Origin of the sequence: Rhizobium mesosinicum, from assembly GCF_019511345.1 — a bacterium.
GTDB lineage: Bacteria > Pseudomonadota > Alphaproteobacteria > Rhizobiales > Rhizobiaceae > Rhizobium > Rhizobium mesosinicum.
In genome coordinates this window covers 316,881-333,593 of record NZ_JAEUAK010000001.1, presented here as the reverse complement: position 1 = coordinate 333,593, position 16,713 = coordinate 316,881, and the positions used below count along the sequence as shown (strand labels likewise).

10 protein-coding genes are annotated in these 16,713 nt (G+C 56.7%); 1 reads left to right on the top strand and 9 read right to left on the bottom strand.

Going from position 1 to position 16,713, the window contains the following annotated elements; genetic code table 11:
• Positions 1-190 precede the first annotated feature (190 nt).
• From JNB85_RS01595 to JNB85_RS01565, 7 genes are all read right to left on the bottom strand, one after another.
• Positions 191-1,111 (bottom strand): helix-turn-helix domain-containing protein, encoded by a 921-nt coding sequence (locus JNB85_RS01595; protein WP_220332640.1) that lies wholly within the window; start codon positions 1,109-1,111, stop codon positions 191-193.
• The gene (locus tag JNB85_RS01590; RefSeq protein ID WP_220332639.1) at positions 1,108-1,980 is read right to left on the bottom strand and encodes a helix-turn-helix transcriptional regulator; all 873 of its coding nucleotides are present in this window, start codon (positions 1,978-1,980) and stop codon (positions 1,108-1,110) included. Before JNB85_RS01590 ends, JNB85_RS01595 begins: the two co-directional genes overlap by 4 nt.
• Before the next feature lie 59 nt (positions 1,981-2,039).
• Positions 2,040-2,732, bottom strand: a complete 693-nt coding sequence (locus JNB85_RS01585) for a response regulator transcription factor (RefSeq protein WP_220332638.1) — start codon at positions 2,730-2,732, stop codon at positions 2,040-2,042.
• Positions 2,725-4,212, bottom strand: a complete 1,488-nt coding sequence (locus tag JNB85_RS01580) for an ATP-binding response regulator (RefSeq protein ID WP_220332637.1) — start codon at positions 4,210-4,212, stop codon at positions 2,725-2,727. The genes JNB85_RS01585 and JNB85_RS01580 overlap by 8 nt, the downstream gene beginning before the upstream one ends.
• On the bottom strand, positions 4,209-9,149 hold the full coding sequence (locus JNB85_RS01575; RefSeq protein ID WP_220332636.1) for an AAA family ATPase: 4,941 nt from the start codon (positions 9,147-9,149) through the stop codon (positions 4,209-4,211). The genes JNB85_RS01580 and JNB85_RS01575 overlap by 4 nt, the downstream gene beginning before the upstream one ends.
• A 65-nt stretch (positions 9,150-9,214) precedes the next feature.
• Positions 9,215-9,661, bottom strand: a complete 447-nt coding sequence (locus JNB85_RS01570) for a hypothetical protein (RefSeq protein WP_220332635.1) — start codon at positions 9,659-9,661, stop codon at positions 9,215-9,217.
• Between the two features lie 29 nt (positions 9,662-9,690).
• Positions 9,691-10,548: an enoyl-CoA hydratase/isomerase family protein gene (locus JNB85_RS01565; protein WP_220332634.1), complete on the bottom strand. Its 858-nt coding sequence runs from the start codon at positions 10,546-10,548 to the stop codon at positions 9,691-9,693.
• A gap of 445 nt (positions 10,549-10,993) precedes the next feature.
• On the opposite strand from JNB85_RS01565, the gene JNB85_RS01560 reads away from it, so the two are divergent.
• On the top strand, positions 10,994-11,878 hold the full coding sequence (locus JNB85_RS01560; protein WP_220332633.1) for an alpha/beta fold hydrolase: 885 nt from the start codon (positions 10,994-10,996) through the stop codon (positions 11,876-11,878).
• A 386-nt stretch (positions 11,879-12,264) separates the two neighbouring features.
• Here JNB85_RS01560 and JNB85_RS01555 read toward each other — a convergent pair whose 3' ends face one another.
• Together JNB85_RS01555 and JNB85_RS01550 are read right to left on the bottom strand one after the other, a co-directional pair.
• A complete protein-coding gene (locus JNB85_RS01555) occupies positions 12,265-15,459 on the bottom strand; it encodes an efflux RND transporter permease subunit (protein ID WP_220332632.1) in 3,195 nt (1,064 codons plus the stop codon).
• The gene (locus JNB85_RS01550; RefSeq protein WP_220332631.1) at positions 15,456-16,598 is read right to left on the bottom strand and encodes an efflux RND transporter periplasmic adaptor subunit; all 1,143 of its coding nucleotides are present in this window, start codon (positions 16,596-16,598) and stop codon (positions 15,456-15,458) included. The genes JNB85_RS01555 and JNB85_RS01550 overlap by 4 nt, the downstream gene beginning before the upstream one ends.
• Positions 16,599-16,713: the final 115 nt, after the last annotated feature.

The window sequence follows — 16,713 nt, the reverse complement described above, 5'->3', positions numbered from 1 at the left end:
AGAGGCCGCCCCAGCGTAGTGAGGCGGCCTGGCGGATCAGGGATCCGCAGACCTCGGTGGAGGGGAGGACGCCGAGGTTCTATGCTTGGTGCTTCAAGGGAGGAGATTTGAAGCATGAGTAGATGTTACACTGTATATACTGAGGCGAAAGCTATACGCAGGTCTAGTATTGCCCTTTCCGCGGTGAAGATCACCTAAGCGAGCCTCGCATTCTAGTGCGGTATTGACCGGGTGTTTCTCCTGTGAGCGAGACAAATAGTCTGTTCATATGGCTCTGATCCGCAAAACCGCAGGCATAGGCAATATCGGCAAGCGTATCGCTTGTTGTGCCAAGCAAATCGCGCGCTACTTCGATCCTCCTCATACGCAGCCATTCATGTGGGGTGGAGCCGGTGGACTGCCTGAACGCCTTGATAAATACGCTCACTGACATGCCGCAGTTTTGAGCCACCATCATCAGCGACGGCTCGTCCTGCATGCCCGCTTCGAGAAATTCCTGCGCTACGCGGACCTGGCGATCCGAAAGACTCGAACTCTTACTCGGCGGTCTGGCGTCTCCGCAGTAATTGCGCAGGAGGTGCATGCAGTATGCGACCCCAACATGGTCGAAGAAAAGCCGACCGGCTGCCGCCGGGTTTGCGAGTGCGGGTAACAGTGATCGACTTAAATGCGCGGCGAGAGGGTCGATCTTAGCTTCCTTTCCACCCAACCCGACAAATGTCGGGAAGTCCTCCTGCTCCGAGAGCTCTCGCAACACGAGATCTGGTATGTGGAACTGGAGGCAATCATAACTGACGGGGAGATACGCCCTCGGACTCTCGGAAAGATGTACTACACTTGTTGTATCCGCCGCAAAGCCGCCTGCATAGAACAGCTTGTCGTTCTTCCAAAGCTCATGATGCTGTAGATTTTCGAGTTGGAAGCTGATGACGGATGCCTTCTCCTCCGGAATGGTATCGGTCATCCCGGTTCCGCCGTTGGAACTTCTAAGCCTGGTTACCGTGATTTGTTCGGATCGCAGTCCGGAAGATCTTAGCGTCTGGAAATCGGAGACACCGAACAACTTCGCGATCTGTGCCCCTGTCGCCGCTTGCGTTGCTTGGTGGTTCATCGATCACGTCTCCATGCTCCGGGCGTTACTCCCGTTCCTGATGAGAATGCGCGCGTGAAATGCCCCTGGTCGGCATATCCGCATCTTTCCGCAATGGCTTTCAGTGACAAGGAAGAACCTGTCAAAAGCTGCTTGGCCTGTTCAAGGCGTTCGCGGCGCTGCCATTGGCTTGGCGAAACGCCCTCCGCAGCGCGGAAAGCCGTGGCAAATCTGCTTGCTGGAAAATCGCACTCGCGGGCGATGTCCAGGAGTGAAATCTGTGGCGTAAGAGCCATCAGTTCTTTTGCCTTCGAAAGTTGTGCGCGGGAGAGAAACGAAGCGGATTTCAGGGTCTGCGGAACCGTATGACCGTTGAGGATTTGTGAAACCATCGCCAGGGTTAGTTGTTCGAAATAAAGGTCGCCAACGCGCCCCTTGTCGTGGAGGGATGGTAGAAGGGCCTGGGCAAGATGTGCGAGTACGCGGTCGATTTCTCCGGGCTTTACCTCGATATCCGTCGTGCGTGTGTCGTGGTTCGCCTCTGCATATGATCTAAGCGCGCTTTCGGGTAGATGCAGTTGCAAGCATTCGAATGCTTCCGGAAGATAGATCCGGGGTTCTTCCGCGAGATGCACGACGCTTAGAGAATCTTTGAGGTATGGGATTGAATTGGAAAGTTTCCCCGACTTCCAGAGCTCGTGACGGGTGATCGGTTTGATCTGAACGCTCGCTATATATGAAGCCTCAACGGGAATAGGTGAGGTCATCTCACGACCGAGGCCTTTGGATACGATGTGCGTCGCGGTGAACAGGTGACCGGAACCGGACTGCCTGCTTTCGACGTTCACCGAACCAATGTACCTAGCCATCTGGCTGCCGTGGGCTGCCAATTCAATCCCCAACAACGCTTGAATCTACGCGCTAAATTAGTCGGGGTAGCAGAGGCTATCTATTGGATATCGGTATGATCGCCCCCTACGATGGTAGGGGTTCGCTCGTTGCGCTTGCCGAGGCCGAGTTCATCTGCAAGGCGAACCAGGTCCGGTAGCGTCTGTACGCTCATCTTGCGCATGACCTGGCCGCGGTGAGCCTTTACCGTCGGCTCGCTTATCCCGAGAAGGAACGCCGCCTGCTTGTTTCCGTGCCCTTCCACGATAAGGGCCATGACGTCCCTCTCGCGCGGCGTTAGCGTAGAATACATCGTAGTCGTACGTTCGCTGGCGACGACACGGGCTCGCCTCTCCTCGTCACGCGCAAAGGCGACATGGATTGCATCGATCAAGTCCTGCGAACGAACAGGTTTGGTCAGAAATTCAACGGCTCCGGACTTGATCGCTCTCACGGCCATCGGAATGTCGGCATGCCCGCTGATGAATACGATCGGGATTTCGAATTTGTGTTTCAGGAGATGACTTTGAAGGCTCAATCCACTTTGGCCGGTTAGTCGGACGTCCAGGACGAGGCACCCGGCATCTTCAATATTACCACGTTCTATCAAGTCTTCCGCCGATGCGAACGTCTCGATGTCGAAGCCGATTGATTTGAGCAGGGCCTCCAAAGCGATGCGGATATCCCTGTCGTCATCAACAATCAGGACGCGGCGTGTCCCCGCGCGCTTTCTCTGGATGGCATTATCATTCATCGCGAGCTACCGGGATCGTGAAATTGAACGTCGCGCCCGGTGTTCCGTTCTCGTCGACCGAAACCCAGATCCGTCCGCGGTGAGCTTCGACGATCGAACGGCATATTGATAAGCCTAGTCCCATACCTTCCCGCTTCGTCGTAAACATCGCGTCGAAGATTTTATCGACTTCTTCAACCAACAAGCCGGGCCCCGTGTCGGCGACCGAGATCTGGATTTCTTCCGAACGGAGATTGAAGGATGAGACGACGATCTTGCGCGCCTCCGCGGGGACCGCATCCAGCGCCTCAAGTGCATTCATCACAAGATTGAAAACAACCTGCTGCACCTGAACGCGGTCGCCGACGACGGTCGGCAAGGACGGGCGCAGGTTGGTTTCGAGCGTCGCCGCGTGTCGGCGGACCTCCCCACGAAGGAGTTCGACTACTTCGGTGATCACCTTGTTGAGGTCGACCTCTGACAATTCGCGCGGTGTCTGACTAGCAAGGCTTCGGATGCTGCGGACTACTTCTCCAGCGCGGTGGCTGTTCTCCGCCATCCTCTCGGCAGCAGCTTTGGCTTCTTCGATATATCGGAGGCACGTCTCTGCGTTGGACACGATTGCAGTGAGGGGCTGGTTGACCTCGTGGGCGATCGATGCCGCCAATTCTCCAAGCCGCGTTAGCCTAGCGACGAGCGCGAGGTCCGCCTGGGCCTGCCTAAGGGCATCGTCCATCTTCTTCTTATGACTGATGTCGCGAAACACGAGGACGGCACCCGATATTTCGCCATGGTCATCGATGATCGGCGCACCGCTGTCATCGATCGGAATTTCGCTGCCATCCCGAGCGATGAGCAATGTGTGATTAGCAAGGCCGACGATCGTTCCCAGGCGCAGTACTTTTGCGACGGGATCCTCTACGGTCTGCCTTGTATCCTCGTTGATGATACGGAAGATTTCGACAACCGGTTTGTCCGCCGCGTCTGCCAAAGGCCATTTCGTCAATGCTTCCGCCACCGGATTCATAAATGTGATCCTGGCGTTTGCATCGGTAGCAATCACTGCGTCGCCAATGCTCGACAGCGTCGTCGCATAACGTCGTTCGCTTTGCTGGAGCCGACGCTCGGCCGCGTGTTTGTAGAGCGCCATCTCGATTGCGGTTCGTAGTTGCGACTCCTCGAACGGCTTGAGAAGGTAACCGAAAGGTTCGGATCGGCTCGCTCTGGAAACCGTCTCGTCGTCGGCGTACGCAGTGAGGAATATCACCGGAATGCGGAAGCGTTCCCGAATGGTGTCCGCGGCAACCACGCCGTCGACGTCGCCTTCGAGGCGAATGTCCATCAGGACTATATCCGGTTTCGTGCGTGCGACCTCTGACACCGCCTCTTCTCCGGAAACCGCGGTCCCGACAACCGTATATCCAAGCCGTTTCAATTGATGCTGGATATCCCGGGAGACAATCCTGTCATCTTCGACAACCACAACGGAAGCAGGCGTCATTTCCTGCTCCCGGTGGCGTTCACGCTAAATCGAATTGTAAAACCAGCACCGGGGGCGTTCCGAACTTCCATTGTACCTCTCAATTGATCGACCAGATCGCGAACCAGCTGTAAGCCCAGTGTGTCGTTATTCCCCGACTCACTCGACAAGCCAACGCCATTGTCTCGCACCACCAGTATGTAATCATTCGGCTTTTCCCAGCGCAACGCGACATTGACGACACCCTCGCGTAATTCCGAGAAGCCATGTTTCAGTGCGTTGGAGACGAGTTCGTTTACGATCAGGCCACACGCAATCGCGCGATCCAGATCAAGGTCAACGTCATCTACTTCGACTTCTATCGAGATTCTCTTCTCGCGACTGACATAGGCGCGGGCAAGGTGCGAGCACAGAGTCTGGATGTGCGAGCCCATGGCAATGCGTGCGAAACTGCCCGCCCTGTAGAGGTTCTCGTGAACGAGAGCCATCGAGCGTACTCTATTGCGGCTCTCGGCGAAGAGTTCGGCAACCGACGGGTCGTCGATGCGATTAGCTTGGAGGTTCAACAGGCTGCTGATGAGCTGAAGATTATTCTTTACGCGGTGATGAACCTCCCTAAGCAGTGATTCCTTTTCATCTAGCGAGGAGTTTTCGATCGAGATTGCCGTCTGTGCCGCGAGTAGTTTGAGCACCGCTATGCGTGCCGGCGAAAAGGCATGAGAGTTGAGTTTGTTTTCCAAGTACAAGAGCCCGACTGCCTTGCCCCGGGCGACCAACGGAAGCGCTAGAGCCGCGCAATTCTGTCCTTCACCGCCATCGCTTTGAAAGATTACGGGCTCATGGGACCGGAAAGCCTCGCGAATACTTCTTGCAGGTGCGGCATCCCCCGACAGTAATTCACGCCTGAACGTGACTTCAGCCGCTTCGCCTTCTGCCTTGGCCTCAGCCTCTATCCAGATCGAGTCGTTGCGCGGCAACAGCAACAATCCTCTCTGGGCCCCCGCGCTTTCCAGTGCGATGATCATCAGAGTACGGATCATTCGGGAATGAACAGTCTCTTCAGAAACAGCCGACGACGTCCTGACGACTGTTTCGAGGTCGACGCTCCCCCACGGTGACGCCACGTCTACGATAGCCGAGGCGATCGAAGTCTGTGACGGTCGCAGATCAGGAAAGACAACCTCAAGAGCTCGGAGTTTGCCGTTGGCTCCCCATTTCCGATAGGCTGAATAGCTTCGCTCCCAATGGGCCTTTGCGAGAGTCGATAGGCCCTCTCGTGTGCAGAAGCGCGCGGTCAGTTCGTTGGCGAGAGCTTCGATATGAGGCAATCCGTGAGTTGCGGCCAGCTCGATCGCCGCGTCGTAGCCCTTTAGGGCTTCGAAACTGCGCCCCTTGATGCGCGCCAATTCGGCTTCGGCCAAGGCGGCCTGGGCCGAAAAGTTCTCCGGACAATTCTGTGCCAGCTCGGAGAGCTTCTGTGTCCGGGTTTCGACCACACCGATTTGCTCCGAAGCATCGTTTGCCGAAGTCGTGAATACCTGAGAGCGGGCCACGCAGTCGTAGAAGTAGAACTCCGGCAGCTCAAGATGGCCGCCCGTTGTCCAAAGCAGGGGCTCTGCCAACTGCCCGAAAGCCACCGCCGATTTGAAGTCGGAGGATATGACGCTCGCCTGAAGCTTCCGTATCCAATGCCAGCACCGAGCGATCGATAGACCAGGCTCCGCAATAAGGCGGCTCTCAAAGCTACCCTCATCGAACTCACCGTCGTCAAACGAATCCAGGGAAAACGTCAGTCCCTGGAGGCAACGGACCATCATGAGCTGTGACGTCACGATATCGGCGATGAGACCGAAATTGATCGATCGTACAAATTCAAGGCCGAAGCCCGCACGTCGCTCGACAGTCGCCAGGCTGTCGCCGGCGGCGAGCATGGAGCTTACAGTCGTACAAGTCGAAAAGCCGGCGTAAGTTAAATCGCCGGATTCCTGGGAAATCTGGAGCGCAGATTTCAACAGCTCGCTGCCGTCGCGGATCGGCTCCGAGTACGGCAGGACGTGGTAGGCGAACGTCATGGCGACCCTGCCTCTGAAACGCTCGAAGCCGGGCCTCATCGACATTTCGTGGCCTAGCTTGCCGAAACGATAACCGGCGGCGTAGTCTCCGAAGTACGGCCCAAGCACCATTCCAAGATACGCATAACCAAGCGGGGATGCGGCGGTGTTGCCCGCCGCTTTTGCCAGATTTGCCATGCGGCACAGGATCAGGCAGACCAAGTTCTCGTTGGAGAAAAAGGCAGGAGGCAAAGACGCCGCCAGCACTTCCAGCAGCCCGCGAATTGCAGGCTCCTCAACGTCCGGGAGCGACAATCGGGATTCGACCTGTCGCTCTGCGATTTCTGCTCGAATTGGTTCGAATTCCGCCAACACCTGTTCGCGCGTTGGGGCCGCCTCCCAGTCCACGCCGTTTTCGCGCATGAACGACAGGCAGATTTCAATCGCCTTCCCTAACTGCCCCAAGGCCGTACAAAGCGTGATCTGTGAATAGGCTATGCGAGCTCGATCTACCGGGTTCTCCGTCCGGGCTGCGAGAGCATCTAATCTAGCCTGCGCCTGTTCGCCCTGACCGCCAATGAATTCGCATTCCGCTAGCCCCAACTCGAATTCGAACAACAGTCTGCGCGAGCGGCCGCAAGTCAGGAGGTCTGCGAGACGGGTTCCAAACGCGTGGTACGCCTGGGCAACGGAGTAGGCCGCGGATTGCTCGGCTTTCCTTGCCGCCTGCAGGTTTAATTCCGCAAGCGCTAGCTTCTCTTTTTTCTCGTCAATCAGCGAGAAACCGCGATTATACTGATTGACGATATCGAAGATTAGGCCCTCTCGTTGATCGTGCGGTATCGTCTCGTGAAGCCGTCTCCCGAGACCCAGGTGCGTTTCGATCAACTCGGCCGGCGACGCTAGCCGATAAGCGGCCTCCTGCACTCTGTCGTGAAAGAACGCGTAGGAATCTTTTCTGCGATACAACAAGCCCGCGATGATGGCTTCCCTCAGAGAGCCATCAAGCTTGGCGGTTTCACCAAATGCGAAATGCAACAACCTGTCGGATACGACGTTCCCCAGGCATGCGATCGTGTTCAGGACGGATCTCGTATCCGGGCTAAGTCGCAGCAATTTTGCGGAGATCAGTTCGACGATGTCATCGGTGGCTGCCCGTTCAATGTCGTCCGCATTCCATACCCACTGTCTTGCCACGGGATCGAAACACACCTTGCCCCCATCGACCAGGGATGTGAGAAGCTGGGTAGCGAAGAGTGGGTTGCCACCGGATTTTGAATGGATGACCCTGGCCAATGTCTCGGCCGTCCCGGTAGGGCATCCAAGCGCGTCCGCGACGAGTTGTGTGACGACGTCTTCATCCAACGGAAGAGGTGTGAGGCTCTCGAGCTCGTCGCCGTTCCTTCCAACCTTGGCAAGCCATTCGAATAGCGGGTGTCCCGCGGAGATTTCGTTGTCGCGATAGGCACCGATCAGGAGGATGTTTTCGTCGGCCGAGGTGACAATGCGGTCCATGACCTCAAGGGTCGCACTGTCCACCCATTGGAGATCGTCGAGGAACAGCACCAGCGGATTTCCCGGTCTCGAGAAGGCTTCAAGGAACCGCGTTAGTACGAAGCGGAATCTCCCCTGGGCTTCGGCAGGAGGCAAAGAAGGAAGCTCAGGCTGAGCGCCGATCAGCTTCGTTATCTCGGGGACAAGTTTTGCTATGAGGCTGCCGTTATTTCCGACGGCGCTGCTCAAGCGCGCGCACCAGTTCGCGCGAACAGGACCTTCAAGGCCCGAGATGTCTGTAATAACGTCTGTAAGGGCTTCGACAAGCGTTGAAAAAGGCTCCTGGCGTTTGACCTGATCGAACTTGCCCGCGGCAAACACGATGTCGGCCGTCTCCAAGGTCTTTCGAAAGCCGTTCACCAACGCGGACTTACCGACACCGGAGTAGCCCGACACGAGTACAACGCGGGATCGGCCGGTGTTTTTCACATGGAGGAATTCGCTCTTCAAGCGGCTCAATTCGATTTCGCGCCCGTACAATCGTTCGGGTATCAGCAGCCGATCGCGTGCATCGCGTTCCCCAAGCGGAAATGCTTGTAGAAAACCGAGCTGATCCCAGTCGGCGAGACACCTCTCGAGATCGGCCTGGAGACCGCGGCCTGTCTGATATCGTTCCGAAGGCTGTTTAGAAAGGAGCTTGAATATGATGGCCGCAATGGGGGCCGGGACATTCGGCACCCATCTCCCGAGCGGCAGCGGCTGCCGGGCCAAATGTGCATGAATCCACTCCGTGCTTGTCGATGCCACGAATGGAAGCCTGCCACTAAGCATCTCGTAGAAGGTGATGCCGAGCGAGTAGAGATCACTGCGATAGTCGGGCTGATGGTCCATGCGCCCCGTCTGTTCCGGACTTACGTAAGGAAGACGTGAGTCTTCTATGGTCCGAGACAGCGGTGTTTCCTGTAGGTCCGAAGTCCGGCGTGCCGAGCCGAATCCAATGAGGCAAGCAAGGGTTTCGCCGTCCAAAAGAAATGCTTCCGGGCGAATATCGCCGTGGACAATCCTCCTATCGTGAAGATCACCTACCGTGCGCGTTAGGGCGATCGCCAGGCGGAGAAATTTCGGGAGGTCGATCGGTCCGTCAACGACTTGTCTAAGAGGAATCCCGCCTGGATCGTCCATTACCAGAGACTTTACGTCTTCAGCTGACGTTTCCACCCTGTTGCCAGGGGCGTACGGGGGCATGAGGTGTGACGAAACGGCGATTTCGTTTTCGAGGCGAGCCAAGGCGGGCCCCGACATCGTGGGGTCTAACAATTCAAGCGTAAGTCTGCTCGAGGCCGAATCACCATCGCGGAAAAGAGCGAGGCCGAGATCCACCTGCAGAAGCTGACGAGATGCGATTTCAGTCAAGCCGTTCCGTCTCCTGGGTCCGATGTTCGCCAAATCTAGAAATCCCCGAGGCGATGCGCAACTAGCTAATGGATCACTCGTCTCCATGCCATATAGGCGAGCCTCGCCCCTTCCTTCGCAAGCCGATCCATCTCCGTCACGCTGTGCCCGGTGAGAGCCGCGGCTTCAGAGACCGAAAAGCCTGCCAAGCCTACCAATGTAAACGCTTCTCGCTGTTCATACGGGAGGTCCGAAAGCACGTCCGAAATCGATGTGCCTTTTTCCGAAGCGGAGGGCACGGTTCCTTCGTTGTTCGTTTCGCGTCCCAGATACTCGCGGATCGCCGATACCAACGATCGAAACAGATGAAAGCGAAAGGTATTTGTTTCGGGGGAACCCCAGCAATCGACAATGCTTCCGTGGATGAGATTGTCGACGCATCCTACCGGCCCGAGAATCGCGTTTGCGAATGATCGCAGTTCCGGGATGGCCGCAAGTGCGGCTTGAGCGCGTTTGGTTTTGAGTTTGTGCATTGTTTGCAGGGAAAGAGAGGCGTGCCCTCTCAATCCCTCGGCCCGACATAATAGCCGAGCATCCGCTCTACATTGCTAGGTTGTTGAAGGCCCAGTTTCACCAATTCGCCAAGCTTGGCCTGGGCGGGCGCTTTGACGACGGTGGAGACGAATGCGTCCCACGCGGGTTGCATTTCCGCGTCCGAAGGAAGGCTAATATCGTCGACAAACTTCTTGGTACGAACGATCGCTTCTTTGTTGAAGGACGCGATGCGCCGCGCGAAGGAGTCGACGAAGTGGTCCAGCGACTCGTCTGGGATAGCGCGATTTATATAACCGTACAGTTCGGCCAGTTCCGCGTCGATATCGTCGGCTCCTAAAAGTACCTCAAGTGCGCGTCCACGGCCCATCAGCCTTGGCATCCGAGCCATCGGACCGCCACCCGGAACGAAACCCGCGCCGACCTCCCAGTGGGAGAGTATGGCATTTTCCCGGCTCGCGAAACGCATGTCACACGCCAAGGCGATCTCACTGCCGGAACCTGTCGCTCGACCTCGAATGGATGCGATGCTGACGACTGGTGCCCGGCTCAGACGAACGAATGCGTCCGGCACTGGGTGCATCCCCGTGGGGCCTGGCTTCATGTTGATCGACTCCGCGGCATCGCGCAGGACATCATAGTGAGCCATGAAGTAGTCGGGATTGTTGCTGCCGATTACCACGACCTTCAGATTTGCGTCCGTCTCGACGGCTGTCACCATCGCCGAGAATTCCGAAACCATCTGGGGCGTCATGATGTTGAGGGGTGGGTTGTTCAGGTTAACCCTCCAATACTCGGGCGAATGCCGGATAATTTCGACCTGCGGCGCGGTCGACTTGGCGCTTTCAGCGGTTTGCTGTGTGATCATCGGTCTCTCCTGATGCGGTCCTGTTCTGTTTGTGGGCCCGCAGAGGAATCTCATTCTTGGATCGGAGCGTATTGAAGGGCGTTAATGATCGTGGAACGGTTGTTCATCAGCGGTGACCATAGTGCTCAAGCTTGCGGCTCTAATCCTTAGACCGGACATGAATTATCTGCTGGCGCAGGAGATACCATGCGTCAGCAATCACAACACCACGACAGCAGTTTCGAACGCTATCTTTTAGAGAAGGCGGATTTCGCGAAGCGGCCACATCGGCACTTGGCGGTAGGCATCGCTATTTGCGCATTGGCCCTAACGACGGCAATGGTGATTCTTGCATAATTCGAGATATTGACTTTCAGATCGCGTCTATTCAATCGAAAACGGCAATTCTGTACATCTATCTCCAGTCGAGGCGCTCTTGCACGACGCACACTTTCGGAGAGAAACGATGTCGATCAACAAGTACAATTTCCCTGTCATCCGCCACCAGACAGCCGAAATCGACGGGCTGGATATCTTTTATCGCGAAGCCGGCCCGGTCGATGCGCCCGCGGTCCTGCTGCTTCACGGTTTCCCAACATCATCGCACATGTTCCGCAACCTGATCCCGGCTCTGGCGGACAAGTACCACGTCGTTGCGCCTGACTATCCGGGGTTCGGCCTCAGCTCGATGCCGTCCCGCGAAGAGTTTCCCTACAGCTTCGAGCGCTTTGCGGAGATTGTGGACGCACTCGTCACCAAGCTCGGCATCAAGTCGTATACGATCTACGTGATGGATTACGGCGCTCCGACAGGGTTCCGGTTGGCACTGCGCCATCCTGAGCGCATTACCGGAATGATCGTTCAAAACGGCAATGCCTACGAAGATGGTTTGTCTTCATTCTGGGATCAGCTCAAGGCCTATTGGGCAACGAATTCAAAGGAAGCGCGCGATGCTCTTCGGCCGTTGATGTCTTTGGACGTAACGAAGTTTCAGTACCTTGATGGAGTGAGCGATCAGTCGCGGGTCGATCCAGCTAACTGGGTTTATGACCAGCAGTTCCTGGACCGGCCCGGAAATATTGAGATCCAGCTCGACCTCTTCTACGACTACCGCAAGAACGTCGCTCTCTATCCGCAATTCCAGGCGTTCTTCCGTGATCGGCAGCCTCCGACGTTGATCACTTGGGGCAAAAATGACAGCATCTTCCCTGCGCCGGGAGCGGAGGCGTTCAAGCGGGACATTCCGAACGCCGAATTCCACCTTATCGACAGCGGACATTTCGCGCTGGAAGACCGCGCCGATGAAATCATTCCCTTGATTAAGGATTTCCTTGGGCGGACGCTGGGTTGAGCGTTCGAAGGTAGCGAGCCCGACCCAGGGCGGCCTGTCGGGCTCCAGAAGCCCCCCGCAGAACTGCGGTGGGGCTTCTGCGTTTCCGACCAAGTCAAAATTAGAGGAGACTGTCGAAAAGAGCTCATGAGGGGCGTGGCCCGTTATCGCTATGCACGCGCCGCTAGTGTCGCGTGGTGGCGAATGGCAACATTGCAATGCACGATGATTTGGGGAAGTAACCGGATCAGACGATCGATCTCGTTCGAAGGCAACCGAGGTGCCAAAGCATCAAGGGCAATCAATGGAAGCTCTTCGATTTCTCGTTTCTTCTTCGAACCTAATGCCTAAGGAAGGCGATGCCGCGGCAAAGGGGGCCCCGCGACATCGATAATGATATTGATTTTTTAGGGGCGAAGCTTCACCACCATCGATTTTCCTTCTCGGGAGTCTTCTTGCGCCGTGTCCGCGGAACGCGATTTTCCTATCGATCGAAGTGCCACGTAGAATACCGGCGTGAGCGCGAGACCGAACAGTGTTACGCCCAGCATCCCGAAGAAAACCGCGACACCCATCGCATGGCGCATCTCAGCGCCAGCTCCGGTGGCCACCACCAGCGGGATAACGCCGGCGATGAAGGCGATTGAAGTCATGAGGATCGGCCGCAGTCTCAAGCGGCTCGCCTCAACGGCCGCCTCTCTCGGCGAAGCTCCCCTATGCTCCAGCTCGCGCGCGAATTCGACGATGAGGATCGCGTTCTTTGAAGCCAAACCAACGAGCACGATTAGCCCGATCTGGGTGAAGATGTTGTTGTCTTCGCCCATCATCCATACGCCCGCCAAGGCAGACAGGATGCCCATCGGAACTATCAGGATCACGGCGAGTGGAAGCGTCAGGCTTTCGTATTGTGCCGCAAGAACGAGGAACACCAGGAGGACGCCAACACCGAAGACGATCGGGGCCGAGTTACCTGCGATGATTTGTTGGTACGTCAAGTCAGTCCATTCGAAAGACATCCCCGGTGGCAAGGTTTCCGCGGCTATTCTTTCAATTGCTGCCTGCGCCTGATCGCTGGAATAGCCAGGTGCCGGGCCGCCGCTCAGATCGGCCGCCGTATATCCATTGTAACGAACCACAAGCTCCGGACCATAAGTCTCCTTTACATTTACGAGCGATCCCAGCGGGACCATTTCACCGTCCGCATTGCGTGTCTTGAGCTGCAGGATGTCGGAGGCATGCGCCCGGTATTTTGCATCGGCTTGGACCCGCACTTGGTAGACCCTGCCAAAGCTGTTGAAGTCGTTCACATACAGTGAGCCCATGAAGACCTGAAGCGTGTTGAACACATCGGTGACCGATACACCCAACTGGAGTGCCTTTACTCGGTCCAGATCAACGTCGAGCTGGGGTACGTTGACCTCATAGGTAGAGAACAATGGGCCGAGCTCTGGTGCTTCCTTTGCTTTCTTGATGAACTTCTGCGTTGCCTCGTACAGTGCGTCGTAGCCCAGTGATGCCCGGTCTTCGATCTGTAGCTTGAAGCCACCCAGCGTTCCGAGACCCATGACCGGTGGAGCAGGGAAGACCGCTGCATAACCGCCATTTAGTTTCGAGAACTCCGCGTTCAGCTCCGCAGCTATCGCATCGGCCGAGAGGGACGGGTCGTGCCGCTCGTCGAAAGGCTTCAGAAGGACGAAACCCAAGGCTGCGCTGGAGCTGTTCGTTACCCCGTTTATAGAGACGCCAGGATAGGCGAATGCGTGGGCGACGCCCGGATGCTTCAATGCGATCTCGGTCATTTTCTTTGCCATCTGTTCCGTTCGGTCCAGAGATGCCCCGTTGGGCAGCTGGGTGAAGCTGACGAGATACTCCTTGTCTTGCCCCGGTACGAAACCGCCGGGGACGATGTTCATAAGATAGCCGGTAAGAGCGATCAGGCCGATATAGACCACGGAGACGATCAGCTTTCTTGCCGCGATCGCTCCTACTGCTCGCCCATAGCTTTCTGATCCCTTGTCGAAGCCGCGATTGAAAAGCTTAAAGAAGCCGCCAAAAACGGCATGCATGGCACGTGTCAGCCAGTCTTGCTTCCCGTGATGGTCCCTCAGCAAAAGTGCCGCCATGGCCGGTGACAAAGTCAAAGAGTTGAAGGCCGAGATAATGGTCGAAACCGAGATCGTCACGGCGAACTGCTTATAGAACTGACCGGTCAGACCGCTCATGAACGCGAGCGGTAGGAACACTGCGGCAAGGACCAGCGCGATGGCGACAATAGGTCCGCTGACTTCTCGCATGGCTTGATAGGTCGCCTCGCGCGGGCTTAGCCCGGTGGAGATGTTGCGTTCGACGTTTTCTACGACGACGATCGCATCATCGACGACAATGCCGATTGCCAGCACGAGACCGAACAAGGACAGCGCGTTAATCGAGAAGCCAAGGGCCAGGAGAACCGCTGCTGTACCCACAATGGAGATCGGAACCGCCAGCAATGGGATGATTGATGCCCTCCATGTTTGGAGAAAAAGGAAGACGACGATTACGACCAGAACGATGGCTTCGAAAAGCGTGTGAACGACGGCGTCGATACTAGCGCGTACCGAGCGGGTTGGATTGTACGCCATGCCGTATTCGATGCCCTCAGGGAAGGACTTCTTTAGTTCCTCCATGGTGGCCTGGACTTGGTCGGCGATCTGCAACGCGTTAGCTCCTGGCGCTTCCATGATGGCAAGTGGCAGTACTGGCTCGTTGTCCAGGAACGCCCTTACACCATAGGATTCCGCGGCCAGTTCCACGCGTGCAACGTCATGTAGGCGCGTGATTGCACCATCCGCCGAAGCCTTGATGACGATGTCGCCGAACTCTTCCGGAGTCTGAAGCCTTCCTTTCGCATTGATCGACATCTGGAGTTCTGCGTCGTTCGTGCTTGGTGCCGCTCCGACGACACCCGCTGCGACCTGGATATTCTGCCCGCGGATCGCGTCGGCGACGTCCGTGGCGGTCAGACCGCGTGTTGCCACCTTTTCCGGGTCGAGCCAGACACGCATCGCGTAGCCGCCAGGACCCCACAACGTCACCTGGCCTACGCCGGGGATACGGGCCAACTGGTCCTTCACCTTGAGGATGGCGAAGTTGCTTAGGTAATTGATGTCATAGCGGTGGTTCGGCGACGTCAGGTTGACTGCCAGCGTGATGTTCGGGGAACTTTTGATCGTTGTGACGCCAAGCCGTTGAACATCCTCCGGCAACCGAGGCAGAGCTTGCGAGACGCGGTTCTCAACGAACTGTTGAGCCTTGTCGGCGTCAGTCCCAAGTCTGAAAGTCACGGTGATGTACATGTGGCCGTCGTTGCTCGACTGCGATTGCATATAGAGCATGTTTTCGACCCCGTTGATCGATTCTTCGAGCGGGGCGGCTACGGTTTCTGCCATTACCTTGGGATTGGCTCCAGGGTATTGCGCATGGACAACAACAGAGGGAGGGACCACCGGGGGGTATTCCGAGATCGGCAGCTGGGTCAGACCGAGGATACCCGCAAGCAGAATCCCGACAGAAAGGACTGCCGCGAATATGGGGCGGTCGATGAAGAATCGCGAGATATTCATTGGTTGTCTCCATCGCTTTGCTCAACCGTGACAGTCTCGCCGGGACGGACAGCTTGCGCGCCGGCGACCACCACCCGGTCGCCTTCGGCAAGGCCCTGACGGACTATTCGATAGGTGCCCTGTTCAGAGCCGAGGTATATCTCCCGGTACGAAACCGTGTTCTTGTCATCGACGACGAACACGTACTTCTTGTCTTGGTCCGTCCCGATTGCCTTCGCAGAAACGAGGACGGCTTCGGAGGGAGAGCCCGCGGGCATTCTGATCTTTGCGTATAGTCCCGGGATCAGAACGCCGTCTGAATTGTCGAAGAGTGCTCGAACACGGATCGTTCCCGTCTTGACGTCCATACTGTTGTCGACGGACACGACTATGCCTCGGCGAGGAAACTCACCCTCGTCAGCGAGGCCGAGCTGAACCTCCACCGGGTGACCGTTCCGTCCTTTCATGAACGTGAGATAACTCTGCTCATCCGCGTCAAACGCCGCATATGCTTTGGAGACCGATACGATCCGTGTCAGCGGCGCGGTCATATTGCCCGCTTGAACAACATTCCCCACGGTAAGCTCGGCTCTGGAGACGCGCCCTTCGATCGGAGCCCTGATGACCGTACGATCGAGGTTAATCTTGGCAGAGGCCACCGCCGCATTCGCGATCAGCAACTTTGCGACATTCTCCTGCATCGCCTGTTTCCGAAGGTCGAAGTCGCGCTGAGAAAGGCCTGCTGTTCGCACGAGTTTCTCCGCCCTCTCGAAATCCGTACGGGCAAACTCCGCAGCGGTCTCAGCCGCGGCTTGCTCACCGAGAGCCCGATCGAGCTCCGCGCGATATGGACCTTGGTCGATTGTAAAGAGCGGAGCGTCCTTCTTGACGAGGTCGCCATCGCTGAAGTGAATTGCGGTGATTGCTCCTGAGACCAACGGCCTCACTTCAACCTCATCCACTGCCTCAATTCGGCCCGAGAAGGATTTCCACTCGGTGATCTGCTCTTTCCGCGCGAGGCTAACCTCCACGTTTGGAGCGGAGGCGGATTCTTGCGCTCGGGCAGGTTTGGCGTCCTTAAATCCCAGCCAGGTGAAGCCTCCTGCGAGGACCATCGCCGACGCGACCGGAACGATTACATGCTTTAGCTCGATGGACATTTTATGCCTCATGATTGTTGGATGAGGCGAATATGGCGGTTCAAGAATTCAATCGGGATGGCGCTCTTATCGACAGATATGTTCAAATTAGATGAACAATAATACCTTGAGTTCA

What these genes read in the sequence shown, in the direction of transcription:
- JNB85_RS01560 (WP_220332633.1), top strand. Translation starts at nt 10,994, where the DNA reads ATGTCGATCAACAAGTACAATTTCCCTGTCATCCGCCACCAGACAGCC.
- JNB85_RS01570 (WP_220332635.1), bottom strand. Translation starts at nt 9,661, where the DNA reads ATGCACAAACTCAAAACCAAACGCGCTCAAGCCGCACTTGCGGCCATC.
- JNB85_RS01595 (WP_220332640.1), bottom strand. Translation starts at nt 1,111, where the DNA reads ATGAACCACCAAGCAACGCAAGCGGCGACAGGGGCACAGATCGCGAAG.
- JNB85_RS01585 (WP_220332638.1), bottom strand. Translation starts at nt 2,732, where the DNA reads ATGAATGATAATGCCATCCAGAGAAAGCGCGCGGGGACACGCCGCGTC.
- JNB85_RS01555 (WP_220332632.1), bottom strand. Translation starts at nt 15,459, where the DNA reads ATGAATATCTCGCGATTCTTCATCGACCGCCCCATATTCGCGGCAGTC.
- JNB85_RS01565 (WP_220332634.1), bottom strand. Translation starts at nt 10,548, where the DNA reads ATGATCACACAGCAAACCGCTGAAAGCGCCAAGTCGACCGCGCCGCAG.
- JNB85_RS01550 (WP_220332631.1), bottom strand. Translation starts at nt 16,598, where the DNA reads ATGTCCATCGAGCTAAAGCATGTAATCGTTCCGGTCGCGTCGGCGATG.
- JNB85_RS01580 (WP_220332637.1), bottom strand. Translation starts at nt 4,212, where the DNA reads ATGACGCCTGCTTCCGTTGTGGTTGTCGAAGATGACAGGATTGTCTCC.